This is a genomic window from Acidovorax sp. GW823-FHT01C06, from assembly GCF_058798375.1.
Map to the genome: position 1 here is coordinate 192,255 of NZ_JBXAKN010000009.1, position 16,311 is coordinate 208,565.

At 65.3% G+C, this 16,311-nt stretch carries 17 protein-coding genes; 4 read left to right on the top strand and 13 right to left on the bottom strand.

What is annotated here, in order from left to right; genetic code table 11:
- The first annotated feature begins 73 nt into the window (after positions 1-73).
- Positions 74-457, top strand: coding sequence for a VOC family protein (locus AC1RCS_RS18645; RefSeq protein WP_255591003.1), 384 nt, complete (start codon positions 74-76; stop codon positions 455-457).
- Between the two features lie 147 nt (positions 458-604).
- Positions 605-1,117, top strand: coding sequence for a DUF1993 domain-containing protein (locus AC1RCS_RS18650; protein WP_218296439.1), 513 nt, complete (start codon positions 605-607; stop codon positions 1,115-1,117).
- Positions 1,118-1,355: 238 nt separating this feature from the next.
- Here AC1RCS_RS18650 and AC1RCS_RS18655 read toward each other — a convergent pair whose 3' ends face one another.
- Genes AC1RCS_RS18655 through AC1RCS_RS18665 form a run of 3 tightly spaced genes read right to left on the bottom strand, consistent with a single transcriptional unit; the run spans position 1,356 to position 3,707 of the window.
- Positions 1,356-1,694 carry a DUF3325 domain-containing protein gene (locus AC1RCS_RS18655; RefSeq protein WP_218296440.1) on the bottom strand — a complete coding sequence of 113 codons (339 nt, stop codon included), beginning with the start codon at positions 1,692-1,694 and terminating at the stop codon, positions 1,356-1,358.
- Positions 1,687-3,375 (bottom strand): PepSY-associated TM helix domain-containing protein, encoded by a 1,689-nt coding sequence (locus AC1RCS_RS18660; RefSeq protein ID WP_492246155.1) that lies wholly within the window; start codon positions 3,373-3,375, stop codon positions 1,687-1,689. Before AC1RCS_RS18660 ends, AC1RCS_RS18655 begins: the two co-directional genes overlap by 8 nt.
- A 35-nt stretch (positions 3,376-3,410) precedes the next feature.
- Positions 3,411-3,707, bottom strand: a complete 297-nt coding sequence (locus AC1RCS_RS18665; protein WP_218296442.1) for an iron uptake protein — start codon at positions 3,705-3,707, stop codon at positions 3,411-3,413.
- Between the two features lie 302 nt (positions 3,708-4,009).
- On the opposite strand from AC1RCS_RS18665, the gene AC1RCS_RS18670 reads away from it, so the two are divergent.
- On the top strand, positions 4,010-4,750 hold the full coding sequence (locus AC1RCS_RS18670; protein ID WP_492246156.1) for a hypothetical protein: 741 nt from the start codon (positions 4,010-4,012) through the stop codon (positions 4,748-4,750).
- Here the strand turns inward: AC1RCS_RS18670 and AC1RCS_RS18675 are convergent.
- From AC1RCS_RS18675 to AC1RCS_RS18720, 10 genes are all read right to left on the bottom strand, one after another.
- On the bottom strand, positions 4,739-5,455 hold the full coding sequence (locus tag AC1RCS_RS18675; RefSeq protein WP_492246157.1) for a DNA adenine methylase: 717 nt from the start codon (positions 5,453-5,455) through the stop codon (positions 4,739-4,741). The two genes, AC1RCS_RS18670 and AC1RCS_RS18675, sit on opposite strands and share 12 nt — an antisense overlap.
- Positions 5,456-5,573: 118 nt before the next feature.
- Positions 5,574-6,077 (bottom strand): hypothetical protein, encoded by a 504-nt coding sequence (locus tag AC1RCS_RS18680; protein WP_492246190.1) that lies wholly within the window; start codon positions 6,075-6,077, stop codon positions 5,574-5,576.
- Positions 6,078-6,098: 21 nt separating this feature from the next.
- A complete protein-coding gene (locus tag AC1RCS_RS18685) occupies positions 6,099-7,118 on the bottom strand; it encodes a hypothetical protein (RefSeq protein WP_492246158.1) in 1,020 nt (339 codons plus the stop codon).
- A gap of 830 nt (positions 7,119-7,948) precedes the next feature.
- Entirely contained in the window at positions 7,949-8,827 is an 879-nt protein-coding gene (locus AC1RCS_RS18690; protein ID WP_492246159.1) for a sugar phosphate isomerase/epimerase family protein, read from the bottom strand.
- Positions 8,828-8,832: 5 nt separating this feature from the next.
- On the bottom strand, positions 8,833-10,044 hold the full coding sequence (locus AC1RCS_RS18695; RefSeq protein WP_492246160.1) for a dihydrodipicolinate synthase family protein: 1,212 nt from the start codon (positions 10,042-10,044) through the stop codon (positions 8,833-8,835).
- A gap of 84 nt (positions 10,045-10,128) precedes the next feature.
- Positions 10,129-11,292, bottom strand: a complete 1,164-nt coding sequence (locus AC1RCS_RS18700) for a Gfo/Idh/MocA family protein (protein WP_492246161.1) — start codon at positions 11,290-11,292, stop codon at positions 10,129-10,131.
- Positions 11,293-11,397: 105 nt separating this feature from the next.
- Entirely contained in the window at positions 11,398-12,390 is a 993-nt protein-coding gene (locus tag AC1RCS_RS18705) for a tripartite tricarboxylate transporter substrate binding protein (RefSeq protein WP_218296445.1), read from the bottom strand.
- Between the two features lie 235 nt (positions 12,391-12,625).
- On the bottom strand, positions 12,626-12,958 hold the full coding sequence (locus AC1RCS_RS18710; RefSeq protein ID WP_218296446.1) for a hypothetical protein: 333 nt from the start codon (positions 12,956-12,958) through the stop codon (positions 12,626-12,628).
- A 13-nt stretch (positions 12,959-12,971) separates the two neighbouring features.
- On the bottom strand, positions 12,972-13,622 hold the full coding sequence (locus tag AC1RCS_RS18715; RefSeq protein WP_218296447.1) for a TetR/AcrR family transcriptional regulator: 651 nt from the start codon (positions 13,620-13,622) through the stop codon (positions 12,972-12,974).
- 161 nt (positions 13,623-13,783) lie between these two features.
- Positions 13,784-14,245 carry an Lrp/AsnC family transcriptional regulator gene (locus AC1RCS_RS18720; RefSeq protein ID WP_218296717.1) on the bottom strand — a complete coding sequence of 154 codons (462 nt, stop codon included), beginning with the start codon at positions 14,243-14,245 and terminating at the stop codon, positions 13,784-13,786.
- Positions 14,246-14,428: 183 nt separating this feature from the next.
- Between AC1RCS_RS18720 and ggt the strand changes: the two genes are divergently transcribed.
- Positions 14,429-16,306 carry a gamma-glutamyltransferase gene (gene ggt / locus AC1RCS_RS18725; RefSeq protein ID WP_218296448.1) on the top strand — a complete coding sequence of 626 codons (1,878 nt, stop codon included), beginning with the start codon at positions 14,429-14,431 and terminating at the stop codon, positions 16,304-16,306.
- Positions 16,307-16,311 lie beyond the last annotated feature (5 nt).

Consider the following 16,311-nt stretch of genomic DNA (forward strand, 5'->3'; position numbering starts at 1 on the left):
ATCTCGGTGAGAATGGCGGCGGCTGCCCCTCATCGATCCATCCGTCCATTGCGGGAGATTCACCGTGTCCACCATGCCTTCGTCCGGCGCCGTCGTCTTCGCCAAGGACATGCAGCGGCTCGCCGCGTTCTATGAAGGGCTCTGCGGCCTGAACGTGGTCCACGCCGAAAGCGACCATATCGTGCTGGAGTCTGGCGCGGTGCAGATCGTGGTCCACGCCATCCCGCAGCGGATCGCCCGGGCCATCGCCATCACGCAGCCGCCCGTGGTGCGCGAGGAGACCCCCATCAAGCTCTTTTTCGCGGTGCCGGACCTGGCCCAGGCCCGGCTGCGGGCCGTGGCCCTGGGCGGGCAGCTCGCGCCCGCGGCCAGGGAATGGGAGGCCCGGGGCTTTCGGGCCTGCGATGGCCACGACCCCGAGGGCAATGTGATCCAGCTGCGCCAGCACCTGGCCTGACACTGCCGGGCACGAGCCCAAAAGGCGGGGCGCCAGCACAGAGTGCGCCGATGTGCTGCAATGCGCTCCGGTCCCGGCGGGTAAAAAAAGGCCGCCGGGCGCCGACTCTTCCTTCCCTGTGCTTCATCCCAAGACAAGAATCCCGCCATGACATCTCCCCTCTACAACGCCAGCGTTCCCGTTCTCCGCCAGATGCTGGGCTCGCTCAAAGACATCCTGGCCAAGACCGAGGCGCACGCCACGGCGCGCAAGCTCGACCCCGACGCGCTGCTGCAGGCCCGGCTGTTCCCCGACATGTTCCCCATGGCGCGCCAGGTGCTGATCGCCTGCGACTTCGCCAAGGGCGTGGCGGCGCGGCTGGCGGGGGCGGAGGTGCCTTCGTATCCGGATGCGGACCGCCCCGGCTTTGCCGACCTGAACGAGCGCATCGACACCGTGCTGGCGTTCGTGGAAGGCCTGCCCGTGGAGGCGTTTGCCGATGCCGCCACGCGCACCATCACCATCCAGCCCGGCACCGCGCGCGAGCGGCAGTTTCCGGGCGAGCAGTACCTGCTGCACTACGGCCTGCCGCAGTTCTTCTTCCACGTGACCACGGCCTACGCGCTGGCCCGCCACAACGGCGTGGAGCTGGGCAAGCGGGACTACATGGGCAAGATTTGATGCCCCCTGAGCCGCTGCGCGGCTTCCCCCGAGGGGGAAGCACCCGGTGGCCCGGCGAAGCCGGTTCCACGGGTGCACTGGCGTGGGGGGCGCGCCAGTGGTTGAGGGTGTGGCGGAATCGGGTTCGGGGAGCGTCGCCTCCCGGTATTTCACAAGCCGTTCGGGCTGAGCCTGTCGAAGCCGGGGCGCAAACATCGCACCACCCAGCCTGGGCCCGCATGAACTGCGTGCGGCGGTTTTATCGGGCCACGCCAGCGCCGCTGCGCCGCACCCAGGCGATCAGCACGCCCAGCACGCGGGGCCGCCACGACAGTGTGAACGCGATGGTGAGCGCGGCACCCGCGAGCGCCATGAACCACACCAGCGACGCCATCGATGCGTGGTCCACGGCCAGGCACAGGGCCAGGGCCACGAGCAGACCGGCGGCGCCCATCCAGCGCAGTGTGCGCACGGTGCTGCGCCGCAGGGGCTCGGTGCCGCGCACCTGCTCCCAGTGCGCATCCATCGACAGGGCCAGCCAGCCGAGGCCGACCACGTTGGCGGCCAGGGCCGCCACCAGCAGCAAGGCGTCAGGCACGGGCGGTCTCCAGCGAGGAGGCCGCGCCGCCGTCCACGGCAGGGGCGCCCAGCTGGCCCTGGGCGCGGTGCTTGAGCTTGCGCGCGGCCAGCACGGCGATGGCGCTGCTCGCCAGGATGGCCAGGTCCACGCCCGCCACGGGCCAGTAGCCGTTGCCAAGGGTGCGCAGCAGGTGGTCGCCCGTGGTCACCCAGTTGAGCAGCACGGCCGCCACGCCCAGCACGGCGATGGCCCAGCACTGCTCGGCCCAGGCGGGGGCCATGCGCGCGCTGGCCACGGGCGCGGTGCGCCAGATGCCGTGCACGAAGGCCAGTGCCCAGGCGCCCCAGAAGATATATTGCTCCCAGTCCCCGCGCGCGGGCAGGTCGGTGGGCAGCAGGCGGTTTCCGATCAGCATGGACAGCGCGGCGATCAGCATGCCCGTCACGGTGGAGACCGCGAACGCGTCCACCCAGCGCGCTCCGGTCACGCCCTGCCTGGCGTGCTGGCGCTTGCGTTTTTCCACGAAGAAGATGAAGCCCGTGGCGATGCACACGCAGCCCGAGAGGCCGCCCAGCACATACAGCCAGCGCAGCAGCCAGTGCCGGAAATGCTGCAGGTGCAGCCCGGTGAGGAAGGTGTTGACGCTGGCCACCGGGGTCAGCGGCGGGTCTTCGCGCAGCACCTCGCCGGTGCTGGCCTTGAAGTGGATGCCGTTGCCCACGAGCGCGATGCGGTCGGTGCCCGCGCGGTACACGCTCACGTACGCATTGGCATCGCCCACGTGCTGCACGGTCAGAAAGCCCACGTCGCCCGCCATGCCCTGCGCGGCCCAGCGGCGCTGGGCCTGCGCCACCATCGCGTCCACCGAGGCCAGGGTGCCGGCGGTGCCCGCGCGCTCGTGCGGCAGGCCGGTTTCTGCGGCCTCGTGTTTTTCGTGCAGCTCGTGCAGCGGGTGCAGCTGCGTGTGGGTGATGGGGAAGTAGATGCCGCCAAAGATCACCAGCCCCGAGAACGCGAAGATGAAGTGGAACGGCAGCGCCACCACGCCCGTGAGGTTGTGCAGGTCGAGCGCGCTGCGCTGCGTGTGCTTTCGAGGGCGGAAGGTGAACAGCTCGCGGAAGATCTTGCGGTGCATCACCACGCCGCTGACCAGCGCCACCAGCATCATCAGCGCGGCGAAGCCCACGATCCAGGTACCCAGGTCCTTCCATTTGAAGTTCAGGCTGTAGTGCAGCGGGTAGAAGAACTGGCTGCCGATCTTGAGGTGGTCGTCGGGCAGCGAGGCGCCCGAGCGCGGATCGATCGTGCGGTTGCCCCAGATGGTGTTGTCGTCGGGGTCCTTGGCATTGGGCAGCTCATAGCCCGCGAACAGGCCCAGCACCGGGTCGCGGTGGGTGGTGTACGCGCCCCAGGTCTTGATGACGGGGAAGCTTTGCGCCACAGGCCCGTTCACGCGGTCCCTGGCGGCCTCGATGTTTTCCGCGCTGGGCCTCATGTTCTGGAAGGCCGGCTGCAGGATCTTGTCGAACGAGGGCATGGGCTGCGGCTCGAAGCGGGTCTGGGGAATGGCCCACCGGTCGATCTCGCGGTCGAACACCGACAGCGAGCCGAAGAAGAAAACGACCATCAGCACGAAGCCCAGCACCAGGCCGAACCAGGTGTGCAGCCAGGCCATGGTGAGCCGGAAGTTCTGGAACATGATGGGTATCTACCTCTTGGGTTCGTGCGCGCGGTTTACAGGATGGCGCGCTGCACCAGCCAGGCGGCGCCGGTCATCAGCGCCCCGCCGCCGGCCAGCACCAGCCACACGCGCTTCACGCTTGCCGCCGAAAACGCCCACAGAAAGGCCACCAGAAAGACGATGAAGCCGACGATGTAGCCCAGGGCCTCTGCATCGTGGAACTCCATCTGCGCCGCGAACAGAAGGCCGATGCCCAGCGCGATGAAGCCCCATGTGAAGGCATAGCCGCCCAGGACGCCCGCGGCGATACGCGAAACGATGTGCAAGCGGGAAACTGCGCTGGTGGCCATGGCGAAACGGATGCGAACGGGATTGGTGATGAGATTGATTCGTAATTATGCAGCCCTTTGCACCATTTCCCCATTGCTGCCAGGGTGATGGGGCAACGGCCGGCCAATGGCGTGCCGCGCACTTTGGCACTAAATTACGCTGCCTTTGGCGCTTAGTGACGCCGGATTTGGCGTACTTCGATCCTAACTCCGGCATTGTGGATAACTTTTAAGCTCTGCACAATCGCACAGCCCTTCGTAACAACCGCAGCCTCTGGCGATTTAAGGCTCTGATAAATCGAGTCCGGTGATACGCTGGTGGAATGAAAAATCCTGAGACGCTGGTATTCCAACTCCGTCAGCATGTAAAGGTGATGCCAGATCTTGGGACAAGACCTCTCACGCCTGAGTCTGTTGCTTGGCTCGCACAGGGCTCAGTTTTGATCGACCAAGCGTTCGCAGGTGAGGCCGCTACCGATCCCGTGTTCTATGTGGCGGAAATGGATTTGTTAGCCCAGCGCCCAAACCATCCGCCAGGGCGCCTTATCAATATTCTTCATCGGGCACTGGCGCGGACAGAAGCGGCTGCTCCGGTGCCAAGAGGGGGGTTCATCACGAAGGGCGCAACGTTCGATGCGTATCAAGTGATCGGCCAAGTGGTATCGCGAGCAAAAACGGATCTATTGATAGTAGACCCCTACATGGACGAGCGAGTTTTGACTCACTACGCCCAGCAGGCGCCGAAAGGGGTGTCCATACGCCTACTCTGTGATCGTGAGTACACAAAACCAGATGTACTGATCCCCGGTGTAACGCGCTGGCAAAAGCAGTTCGGATCAGAACGCCCGCTTGAAGTTCGCCAATCCAAGAGGAAAAGCCTACACGACCGCGATTTGATCATCGACAGTGTCGGGGTATGGTACATGACCCAATCACTCAAAGATTTTGCGGATCGAAGTCATGGGAGCATTGGTGAGGTGGATTCTGAGCAAGCCGCGATGAAGATCGCAACGTACAACTCGCTCTGGTTAGAAGCTACTAAGTTGGAGCTGTTAGCTGGCTAACCTGAAGTTGCTGATCACCACCTCGGCCGCCTCCTGTTTGCTGCTGTATCTGGTCTTCACCGCCTCGATCCGAAAGTCCGCGAAGACCTCCCGCACCCCAGGCGTGTCGTTCAGAATGAACTTGCACTTCATGGCCTCCAGAAGGCCCGCCAGGCGCCCAAAATCCTCCTTGCCGAATAGCCCTTCCCCGTAGTCCTTCTCGCAGTCCCAGTACGGCGGGTCGAGGTAGAAGAAGGTGCCCGGTTTGTCAAAGCGCTGGATGACCTGGTCATAGGGCTTGTTCTCGATGAACACCCGCGCCAGGCGCAGTTGCGCTTCGCTCAGGTCTTCCTCGATGCGCAGCAGATTCAGCCGGGGCGCCCCCGTCGCCGAGATACCGCAGGTCGGCTTGACGATCCTGGCGCCGAAGCTGGACTTGGCCAGGCAGAAGAACCGGGCCGCCCGCTGTATGTCCGTGAGCGTGTCAGAGGGCGTTTTGAGGACGCGATCGAACTCATCACGCGACACCAACATCCAGCGGAACTGGGTCAGCACCTCCGAAGCGTTGACGGACACTTTCTTGGCGCTGGGCACCTTGGCGGGCTTGCCGTCTTCGCCCTTGCCGTCGACCATCTCGATGACGGTGCGCTTCATGCGCTTGACGGCGTCGTCCGCTGTCATTTGCTTGGCATCAGCGGCGGGGGCTTTGGCGTTGGGGTCGGACATTGATCACTCCATCAGATGGGCCGCAACAGCGCGGCGGTTTCGATGGAGTGACTGTGCCGGGAGGGGCACAAAAAACTAGTGCCAGCATGTGCTGGCCTTAGTATTGAAAGAGGTGGCCCTAGGGCTTCGGCTTCTGGTTGAGGACTGTGAGGCTTTCCAAAGCACGCTTGGCCCCATCTTCATGATCGACAAACGACTTGATCGTGCTCGCTGGGACGAGGGTCAGGAGTACCGTCCATAGTTGGAAGAGGGTTAGTGCCACCAAAACGCCGTAAGAGATGCCTCGGCACCACTCAATATCGAATGGAAGTGCAGACTTCTTTGCTATGGGCGCGACCACCCCGATGACGAGAATCGCGCCTAAGATCAAAGTCGAATTCACAACCGGACTGAAGAGTTGTCCTACGCCGGTCTCTTTTGGCCCCCCGTTGTTAGCAGGTTTGAACGACAGCTTCAGGCGCTCTGGGTAGATGATGGCGAGCCAAGCGCCGATGACACCGAAAATGATTGCAGCAGTAGTGCGCAATCCTTCATACATGGGCCATTGCTCGGCAAACGGTACTTTTCGGCCGAACCATGCCCCTGCGAGCACAGCCGCAACAGCAAGAATCCAACCGATCATCCGCAGCAACACATCTATTCCTTAAGCCAATCGGCCGAGCAGGAATTGCTTGTGCCGAGCCAGTTCACGCAGCAACGCATCTGGTCGAACCAGCTCAGTGTTGTCCCGAGCTACGTCTAGTGCCAAAGTTTCGCGCACATACTCCCTGCCAAGCCAATGCGTCTGGGCATCACCTTGAAAAACAAAGCCGTAGTCCGTGTCGTCACCGTCTTCGTCCTGCCAATTCGCGACTATTTCACGTACCTCATCTTGCTGCAAGCCTTGAACTGATATCTCATAGTTCATCGTGGCTTCCTGCTGAAGAGTGCGATGATCAGCCAAATGCATGCCAGCCAGTAACCGCTGGAACATGCTCCTCTCAGCGCGAATTGTTAGATCGAGCTTGTCCCTCTTCTTGAGCTTCCTGATCAGCGCCGCATTTTTCACTATCAGGTCTAGTGGGCCCGGTTTGACGAACACTTCCGCCTGGAAACGAGCGCGCAGAAATTCCGGAATGTCATTCGGGTTTGCGCGATACCCCAGGATGTCGCGCTGCCCAGCTTGATCTGGGTCTCCCCATGCGACATAGGAAGTGAAATTCGTCACAAAGCCACGCATGTATTTCATGAGGCCGTAGAAACCTGCGGTTGGATGTTGAAAGCGGACACTAGCAATAATGCCTTCCTGGGGAAGCATCCAAAAATAGGAGGCATGCCCTGGAATGTGGCCCTCTTCGACTTCTGTCTCGGCGACCTCAGCTGTTCCCACAGTAGCTTCGCCGTTTATTGAAGCCACTTTCCCGTCTGTGTTGTGAGCCTCGTTCCACAACCTTAGCAGCCACGCATCACCGGATTGCGTCACGTCAACCAGATAGACGGGCAACAAAGTCCCGCCATCTCTTGGCTGAAAGGTCTTTGTGTGAGCCAACTTCTTGTTTATCCCCCACCGCCCGAGATCTCCCAGAATCTCATCGAGCGCACCGAATTTCGGCGCCTTATGGTTACCTCGTGGGTAATACCCGCAAGAGTTGATTTTGTAGAACGAAACCTTGACCTCTTCCATCTGCAGCCCTCAAGCTCGGTTTTTGTTGAGAGATTAGATCACGCTCGATACTTTTAATCACACTTTAAATGGCCCCGAGAGACCGGGTCAGATCAATTTCCCAATGGGTTGCCGCACCGAATGGGTTTAAAGCACCGCAGCCCGCGGCAGGCGCCACCCCCTCATTCCTGCGGCCGCCTCGCTTCCTTGGCCGCCCTAACCAGGGCAGCCTTGCGAGCTTCAGTTCCAGCTCAGAAAACGGCTTGGCCCCGGGCGTGGCCACGGCCCATCCTTCGACATAGGGAATGGCGATGCACCCGCAGTTGATCACCTGCTCGGGCGGGGCCTTGGGGTCGTGGGGGCACTGCATCAAGTCAATGCCGCCCCCCGGGTACCTCGCAACGTGCGACTTCCAAACGTGCGACTTGCCGTCTGACTCTCTGTCCACCGAGCGGCCGTCCTGCTGCGGCCCGTGCCAACGGATTTCCCTTATAAAAAACGAGGCAACAAGCCCCGAAACCATTTCCTGCCACCCCAGGCCCACCTTTGCCCGGAAGCCGCCCATTCCGCGCCAAAGCCAGCGATAACGCCTGAAAGCCCCAACCGTCCGGAAACCCGCGCCAGCATCAGCGAGGCCCAAATTTACCCACAGCCCTGGACTGTGCCAATTCGAGCACCTCCCCACTAACGGCCGGCCGCTCCGCGCGTCCCAGGCTGCGCCCTCGCGCGGCCCGTGGCAGGCCAGGGCCTCGGGTGACGGCCCGCCGTGGCGCGGGCCCGGACGATGCTGTCAACGGCGCCACGCGCACCGGTGGCGCCGGGGTCCGCAGGGCGCGGAGCCGCCCCGGGGCTCAGACCACGCTGCGGTGCCGCGCGATGCAGGTGTCCAGCGTGTCCTCGCCCGTGCGCTGCCACCAGTCCAGCGCCGAGAATATCTCCACCTCGGCATAGCCCCCAAAGCCTGCCGCCTCGACCCACTGGCGGATCTTCTTGAGCTCAATCACGCCATCGCCCATCATCCCCCGGTCGCTGAGCAGGTCGCGCGTGGGCAGGCGCCAGTCGCAGACATGGTAGGCCAGCAGGCGTTCCTTGCCGGCGCGCGCGATCTGTTGTTCCAGCTTGGGGTCCCACCACACGTGGTACACGTCCAGCGCCACGCCCAGGCTGCCGCTGCGGCTGGGGTCCAGCGCATCGCAGATGTCGAGCGCGTGCTCCAGCGTGTTGATGCAGGCGCGGTCGGCCGCCTGCATGGGGTGCAGCGGCTCGATGGCCAGCGGCATGCCCACCTGGCGCGCGTATTCCAGCGACGCGGCGATGCCGTCGACCACCTCGCCGCGCGCGCGGGCGATGTCGGTGTAGTGCGGCGTGCCTTCCAGCGCCCCGGGCAGGGCGCCCACCACCAGCACCAGGCAGGCAGCGTCGAGCGTCTTGGCCTCGTCGATGGCACGGCGGTTGTCGTCGAGCGCGGCGCGCAGGCCGGCCGCATCCGCCGCCGGGAAGAAACCGCCGCGGCAGTAGCCCGACAGTTCCATGCCATGGGCGCGCAGCTGGCGCGCGGTGGCGTCCAGCCCCGCCGCGGCCACTTGGTCGCGCCAGGGGCTGATGGCGCGGATGCCGCGTGTGGCGCACTGGTCGATGATGCGCGCCAGCGGCACCTCGGCCCCCTGCTGCTTGCGCACGGTGGCCGTATTGATGGAGAGCCAGCGGTGGTCTTGGGTGAAATCACGCATGGTGGTCAGGCACTCACGCCGTGCAATGCCAGCAGGTGGCCCATGCGCTGCACGGCCAGTTCGGGCTGCTCCAGCAGGTCGGCCTGGTCGGCCAGCCGGAAGAGCTCGGCGAAGTGCACCAGCGAGCGCGTGCTCTGCTGCCCGCCCACCATGGTGAAGTGGCTCTGGTGGCCGTTGAGCCAGGCCATGAAGACCACGCCCGTCTTGTAGAAGCGCGTGGGCGCCGCGAAGATGTGGCGCGACAGCGGCACCGTGGGCCCCAGGATGGCATGGAAGCGCGCCGTGTCGCCCGCGGCCAGCGCTGCAAGCGCTGCGCTCGCGGCCGGTGCGATGGCGTCGAAGATGCCCAGCAGCGCATCGCTCTGGCCCTGGCGCGGCGTGCCGCCGGAGCCATCGCCCGCGATGAGCTCGGCGTAGTTGAAGTCGTCGCCCGTGTACATGCGCACGCCCTGGCCGTCGGTGCCGCCCGTGGTGGGCAGGCGGCGGCGCATGGCGACTTCCTTGTCCTTGTCGAGCAGCGAGATCTTGATGCCGTCCACCTTGTCCGGGTGCGCGGCGATCACCGCCAGCGCCGTGTCCATGGCCGCATCCACGTCGCGCGAACCCCAGTAGCCCGCCAGCGCCGGGTCGAACATGTCGCCCAGCCAGTGCAGTACCACGGGCTGCTGTGCCTGGCTCAGGATGCGGTCGTACACGCGTTCGTAGTCGGCGGGGCTTTGCGCCACCCGGGCCAACGCCCGGCTGGCCATCACGATGAGCTTGCCGCCGAGCTTCTCGATGGCCTCCATCTGCTCCTCGTAGCCGCGGATCACGTCGTCCACCGACTTCACCTCGTCCAGCACCAGGTGGTCCGTGCCGCAGCCCGAGGCCACGAGCGCGCCCGGCCCGAAGTCGCGCGCCGCGTCGAGCGAGCGGCGGATCAGCTCCAGCGAGGTGGGCCAGTCCAGCCCCATACCGCGCTGCGCGGTGTCCATGGCCTCGGCCACGCCCAGGCCCAGCGACCACAGGCGCTGGCGGTAGGCAATGGTCGCGTCCCAGTCCACCGCGCACTGCAGCCACGGGTCGATGGCGGCCAGCGGGTTGGCCACCACGTGGGCCGCCGAGTAGGCGATACGGTTGAACGCCGCGCCCCGCTGTGGCGCGACCGGCGGGCGGCCTTGCAGGGTGTAGGGGCTGATGCGGCCGTCGGCCGTGGGCAGGGGGAGGCTGAAGGCCATGGTGTACTCGCAGAAATTTGAATGAAATTGGCCTTTAGCGCTTATCCAGCAAGCGCTAGCAGCTATCAAAACAGTAGTCGGTGGTTAAGCTTGCAGGGGGGCCACATCGACCCAGCGGCGTTCCTTCCAGCTTTCCAGCGCGGCTTCGACCAGCTGCACGCCCTTGGCGCCTTCGGGCAGGGTCCAGCGGTACGGCGCGTCTTCCACCACGTGGCGGATGAAGTGCTCCCACTGGATCTTGAAGCCGTTGTCGTAGACCTGCGAGTCCGGAATCTCCTGCCACTGGTCGAAGAAGTTCATGGTCTGCTTCTCGTCCGGGTTCCACACCGGGCGCGGCGTGGCCACGCGGCTTTGCGCGCGGCAGCTCGACAGGCCGGCAACGGCCGATCCGTCGGTGCCGTCCACGTGGAAGGTCACCAGGTCGTCGCGCCGCACGCGCGTGGCCCAGCTCATGTTGAGCTGCGCGATCACCGGCTCGCCGTTGTGGCCCGTGAGTTCGCAGGTGGCGTAGGCCGCGTCGTCGGCCGTGGCCTGGTACGGTTGGCCGGCCTCGTCCCAGCGCGTGGGGATGTGCGTGGCGCCGATGCAAGACACCGACTTCACCTCGCCGAACAGGTTGTCCAGCACGTAGCGCCAGTGGCACATCATGTCCAGGATCATGCCGCCGCCGTCTTCGCTGCGATAGTTCCAGCTCGGGCGCTGGATGGGCTGCAGGTCGCCCTCGAAGACCCAGTAGCCGAACTCCAGGCGCACGCTGAGCATGCGGCCGAAGAAGCCGGCGCGGCGCAGCATGTCGAGCTTGCGCAGGCCGGGGAGGAAGAGCTTGTCCTGCACGGCACCGTGCTTGAGGCCCGAACCCGACGCCAGGCGCGCGATCTCCACCGCTTCGTTCAGGTTGGTGGCGATCGGCTTTTCGCAGTACACGTGCTTGCCCGCACGGATCGCCTTGGCCAGCAGGGTGGGGCGCATCTGCGTGGTGCCGGCGTCGAAGAACACCGTGTCCTCCGGGTTGGAGAGCGCGGCGTCCAGGTCCGTGCCCCAGCGCGCGATGCCGTGGGCCTTGGCCAGTGCCTCCATCTTCTCGGCATTGCGGCCGATGAGGATCGGATCGGGCATCACGCGGTTGCCGTTGGAAAGCACCACGCCGCCCTGCGCGCGGATGGCGCAGATGGAGCGGATCAAGTGCTGGTTCATGCCCATGCGGCCGGTGACGCCGTGCATGATGAGTCCGAGTCGTTGGGTTGCCATGGCGGTGGTGCTTTCGTTCAGTTCAAGGTTGCAAAAAATTGGGCAAAGGCGCGGCCTGGCCACCCCCACGGCAGGGGCTGGCGGTGCGGTGCGGCGCGAAGGGAATTACTGTGTGGGCGAGAGTCCGGCGGCCTTCACCAGCGTGGCGTTGCTCTTGATCTCGTCCTTGATGTAGGCATCGAACTGCTCGGGCTTGAGCGTCCAGGCATCGGCGCCGAGTTTCAGGAAACGTTCTTTCACCTCGGGCGTGGCCAGCGCCTTGACCACCTCGTCGTGCAGGCGGTTGACGATGTCGCGCGGCGTCTTGGCGGGCACCATCATCCCGATCCAGAAGTTGAATTCCGAGCCGGGCACGCCGGCCTCGGCCGTGGTGGGCACATCGGGCAGGGCGGCGGCGCGCTTGGGCGAGCCCACGGCCAGCGCCAGCAGCTGGCCGTCCTTGATCTGGCCGATCACGGGCGCGATGGGCGAGAAGTAGTAGTCCACGCGGCCCGACAGCACCTCGGTCACGGCCTCGGCCGAGCCCTTGAAGGGGATGTTCTGCGCGTCGATCTTGGCGGCCAGCTTGAACTTCTCGGCGTTCAAATGCGTGGCGCTGCCCTGGCCGGCCGAGGCGAAGTTCACCGTGCCGGGCTTGGCCTTGGCCGTGGCCACCAGGTCCTGCAGCGTCTTGATGCCCTTGGCGGGCGAGATCACCAGCGCATTGGGCAGCGACGAGATCGGCGTCACGCCCGCGAAGTCGCCCACCGTGTCGAACGGCAGCTTGGCGAAGGTCGAGGGGCTCACCGTGTGCGACGACGAATGGATCATCACCGTGTAGCCGTCCGGCGCCGCCGTGGCCACGGCCTGCTGGCCGATGGTGCCGCTGGCGCCGCCGCGGTTGTCCACCACCAGCGTCTGGCCCATGCTCTGACCCATCTTGTCGGCGATGGCGCGCGCAATGATGTCGGTGGTGCTCCCCGCCGCAAACGGCACGATCACGCGGATCGGCTTGGTCGGGTAGCCGCCTTGCGCCAGGGCGCCGAAGGACAGGGTGGTGAGCGCGGCCGCCGCCAGGGCGGTGGCCGCAGCGCGGCGGGTGGTGCGGGTGATGGGCATGGATTTGTCTCCGTGGGCAGGCTTGGACTTGCTCTTTAATTCACTGAATGGTGAATAGAGAATATTTTTAGACATCGCTGCGCCTGCGTCAACGCGGACGCGGGTGGTGGGGGTAGGGGTTTACCCGTGGATTGCGGTGAAGCCAACGGTCGGCGGCCGTGCCGCGCTGCTACCTTGCGCCTACAGGCTCAGCGGTCAAGTTGCAAACCAACTGAGTGGCCAGCGAGTTGCGCGCTCAACGGGATGGCCTCTTTCGAAGTTTGGCGACGGCATAGCCGGTGAAACCTTGGTGCACAAAACTACCGAAAGCCATCAGCAAGACCCACGCCGGTAAGTACTGCGGCAAAGAAAGCAGCAGGCCGAGAGACGCCAACAACGCTATGGCAAAAGACAGGTCGCGCCAGGCAAACAACCGCGCGCATCCTTCAATCCCCTCGGGCGGGCGCGAAATCCACTGACGGGTGAGCGCGACACGGTGCTTGATACCCAGTTGATAGGCGCGCCAGAGCAGAAAGCCCGCCATGGCGGCGGGTGCAACGAGGAGGATCAGGACGGCGGCGATTTGCATGGTGTGGGCCCGTTCAGTTCCTCAGCACGTACCCGAGGATCACATCGCACATGTGCGAAAGCCGCTCGCTGCGCGCCTTCGGGGCCATGAGGTCGCGCCCGAAGATCGCCGACAGCGTGTGGTTGTTCGACAGGTAGAAGTACGACAGCCCGGCGATGGACACGTACAGCTGCAGCGGATCCACCCCGCCGCGGAAGCTGCCCTCGCGCCGCCCACGCTCCAGCACCTCGCCCAGCGTGGCGATCAACGGCGAGTTCATCTCGCGCGCGCGCTGCGACTCCTGCAGATGGCGCGCCCTGTGCAGGTTGGCGCTGTTGAGCAGCGTGAGGAACTGGGGGTTCTCCAGGTAGTAGGTCCAGGTGAACTCCACCAGCCGCCGGATGGCGGTCGCGGGCGGGAGGTCCAGCAGGTTGAGCTTGCGCTCTTCCTCGCGGATGTGCAGGTAGGCCTGCTCCAGCACGGCCTGGAAGAGCTTTTCCTTGTCCTCGAAGTAGTAGTAGATCAGCCGCTTGTTCAGGCCCGCCCGCTCGGCGATGCGGTCCATGCGCGCGCCGCCCAGGCCGTGTTCGGCGAACTCGTCGCGCGCGGCGCTGAAGATCACGCCCTGGGAGCGGTCGGCATCCCGCTGGCGCTCCTTGGCGGGGGTCTCGGTGTCTTTGGTCATGCCCGAATAGTTCACTATTTGGTTAACAAAATCCAGTGCATGCTGGATTCGGGGGCCAGGGGCGGTGATGCGGGTGTGGCGGCATCAGGTGGCGCGGACTGGATTGTGCCGCGCAGCCGGCCTGCCGGCCGGACGCCGTGCTGCCCCTGCCCGGCAGTGCGTCATTGCGCGTAGTCCAGCGGCAGCGCGGTGGTGAACTTGATTTCTTCCATCGCGAAGCTCGAGCTCACGTCCGACAGCGCCACGGCCTGCGTCAGCCGCCTGTAGACCGCATCGTAGGCGCGGATGTCGGGCACCACCACGCGCAGCAGGTAGTCCACGTCGCCGCTCATGCGGTAGAACTCCACGATCTCGGGAATGCCCATCACCACGTCGCGCAGGGTCTCGAACCACTGCTGGTGGTGCTGGTTGGTCTTGATGGCCACGAACACGGTCACGCCCACATTGACCTTGCGCGGGTCCACCAGCGCCACGTGGCGTGTGATGAACCCCTTCTCGCGCAGCCACTGGATGCGCCGCCAGCAGGGCGTGTTGGACAGGTGCACGGCATCGGCCAGCTCGGCCAGCGGCGTCTCGGCGTCGTGCTGCAGCAGGGCAAGCAATTGGCGGTCGATGGAATCCAGATTCTGTTTCACGGCAAATAAGGAAATCTGTTTCTCGCATTTGGCGTGAAATGGGGCATAAAAGCAAAATGATTTTCATCAAGTCGTCACATACTTGATGGGCGTTCCCGGCGCCCCCGGGCCGTCCGCCGTGCCCCACAGGGCGGCGGTTTCACCACCCTCCCTTTCCAAGGACCTTTCACCATGACGGCTTCTGTCTTTCGACGCCAACCCACCCGCTGGGGCCTGGGCATCGCCGCGCTGGCCCTGCTGGCCGCCTGCGGCGGCAATGACGGCCCCGGCACGCCGGTGGCCAACCCCGAGCCCGTCGAGCAGTACGTGCCGCCGGAGCCGCCCTCGGGCTACACGCCCAAGGCCATCAGCTACGCCAACAAGGACATGGTGTCCACCGCCAACCCGCTGGCCACCAAGGCCGGGGTCGACATCCTGGCCAAGGGCGGCACGGCGCTGGACGCGGCGATCGCCGTGCAGATGGTGCTGAACCTGGTGGAGCCGCAGTCGTCGGGCATCGGCGGGGGCGCGTTCATGCTGCACTTCGACAAGGGTGCCAACAAGCTGCTCGCCTATGACGGCCGCGAAACCGCGCCCAAGGCGGCCACGCCCAATCTCTTCATCGGCGCGGACGGCAAGCCGCTGGCGTTTCTGGCGGCGGTGGATGGCGGCCTCTCGGTGGGCACGCCCGGCGTGCTGCGCATGCTCGAAGCCGCGCACAAGGTGCACGGCAAGCTGCCCTGGAAGGACCTGTTCGAGCCCGCGATCCAGCTCAGTGAAAACGGCTTTGCGATCTCGCAGCGCATGAGCGTGTCCATCGCCGGCTCGGCCGCGCGCATCAAGGCGCAGGGCGAGCCCGGCGCCAGCTACTTCCTCAATGCCGACGGCACGGCCAAGGCGGCCGGCACGCTGCTCAAGAACCCCGAACTGGCCGCCACGCTCAGGGCCATTGCCGCGGGCGGCGCCAACGCGTTCTACCAGGGCGACATCGCCAAGGACATCGTGGCCAAGGTAGCGGGCCACCCCACCAACCCCGGCAAGCTGTCGCTGGACGATCTGAGCAGCTACACCCACAAGGTGCGCGAGCCCGTCTGCGGCGTCTACCGCACCCAGTACCGCGTGTGCGGCATGCCCGCGCCCAGCTCGGGCGGCATCGCCGTGCTGCAGACGCTGGGCCTGCTGCAGGGCTTCGATCTGGCGGCCATGAAGCCCAACACGCTGGATGCGGTGCACGTGGTGTCCGAGGCCTACCGCCTGGCCTATGCCGACCGCGCGCTGTATGTGGCCGACCCTGACTTCGTGAACGTGCCGCAGGCCGGCCTGGTCAACGCCGACTACCTGCGCGAGCGCGCCAAGCTCATCAGCCTGAGCAAGAGCATCGGCACCCCCGTGGCGGGCACACCGCCGGGCGTGAGCGGCGCCAAGGGGCAGGACAACTCGCTGGCCCTGCCATCGACCACCCACCTGTCCATCATCGACAACGCGGGCAACGCGGTGTCCATGACGACCACCATCGAGAACGGCTTCGGCAGCCTGCAGATGGTGCGGGGCTTTTTGCTGAACAACCAGCTCACCGACTTCTCGTTCACCGCCACCGACGCTGCAGGCTTGCCCATCGCCAACAGCGTTCAGCCCGGCAAGCGCCCGCGCAGCTCGATGGCGCCCACGATCATCTTCAACGCGGCCACCGGAGACCTGGAAGGCGCCATCGGCTCGCCCGGCGGCAGCGCCATCATCCAGTACACCGCCAAGAGCATCCTGGGCATGACGGACTGGGGGCTGAACGTGCAGCAGGCGATCAACCTGCCCAACTTCGGCGCGCAGACCAACGCGACCACATCCATCGAAAAGGGTTCGGTCATCGACACGGCCGCCATCCGCGACGGCCTCAAGGCGCGCGGCCACACCGTGGCGCAGACCGACACCTTCACGAGCGGCCTGCACGGCGCGGTATTCAACGGCCTGCGGTCCAATGGCAATGCCGGCCTGCTGGCGCGCAACCCCGGCGCGGGCACGTATGCGGGCGGCGCGGACCCGCGCCGCGAGGGCACGGCCCAGGGCAACAACTGAGGACA

Bases quoted from the DNA above. Each gene is read 5' to 3' on its own strand.
- AC1RCS_RS18645 (WP_255591003.1), top strand. From the start codon at position 74: ATGCCTTCGTCCGGCGCCGTCGTCTTCGCCAAGGACATGCAGCGGCTC.
- AC1RCS_RS18650 (WP_218296439.1), top strand. From the start codon at position 605: ATGACATCTCCCCTCTACAACGCCAGCGTTCCCGTTCTCCGCCAGATG.
- AC1RCS_RS18660 (WP_492246155.1), bottom strand. From the start codon at position 3,375: ATGTTCCAGAACTTCCGGCTCACCATGGCCTGGCTGCACACCTGGTTC.
- AC1RCS_RS18665 (WP_218296442.1), bottom strand. From the start codon at position 3,707: ATGGCCACCAGCGCAGTTTCCCGCTTGCACATCGTTTCGCGTATCGCC.
- AC1RCS_RS18670 (WP_492246156.1), top strand. From the start codon at position 4,010: ATGAAAAATCCTGAGACGCTGGTATTCCAACTCCGTCAGCATGTAAAG.
- AC1RCS_RS18675 (WP_492246157.1), bottom strand. From the start codon at position 5,455: ATGTCCGACCCCAACGCCAAAGCCCCCGCCGCTGATGCCAAGCAAATG.
- AC1RCS_RS18680 (WP_492246190.1), bottom strand. From the start codon at position 6,077: ATGATCGGTTGGATTCTTGCTGTTGCGGCTGTGCTCGCAGGGGCATGG.
- AC1RCS_RS18685 (WP_492246158.1), bottom strand. From the start codon at position 7,118: ATGGAAGAGGTCAAGGTTTCGTTCTACAAAATCAACTCTTGCGGGTAT.
- AC1RCS_RS18690 (WP_492246159.1), bottom strand. From the start codon at position 8,827: ATGCGTGATTTCACCCAAGACCACCGCTGGCTCTCCATCAATACGGCC.
- AC1RCS_RS18695 (WP_492246160.1), bottom strand. From the start codon at position 10,044: ATGGCCTTCAGCCTCCCCCTGCCCACGGCCGACGGCCGCATCAGCCCC.
- AC1RCS_RS18700 (WP_492246161.1), bottom strand. From the start codon at position 11,292: ATGGCAACCCAACGACTCGGACTCATCATGCACGGCGTCACCGGCCGC.
- AC1RCS_RS18705 (WP_218296445.1), bottom strand. From the start codon at position 12,390: ATGCCCATCACCCGCACCACCCGCCGCGCTGCGGCCACCGCCCTGGCG.
- AC1RCS_RS18710 (WP_218296446.1), bottom strand. From the start codon at position 12,958: ATGCAAATCGCCGCCGTCCTGATCCTCCTCGTTGCACCCGCCGCCATG.
- AC1RCS_RS18715 (WP_218296447.1), bottom strand. From the start codon at position 13,622: ATGACCAAAGACACCGAGACCCCCGCCAAGGAGCGCCAGCGGGATGCC.
- ggt (WP_218296448.1), top strand. From the start codon at position 14,429: ATGACGGCTTCTGTCTTTCGACGCCAACCCACCCGCTGGGGCCTGGGC.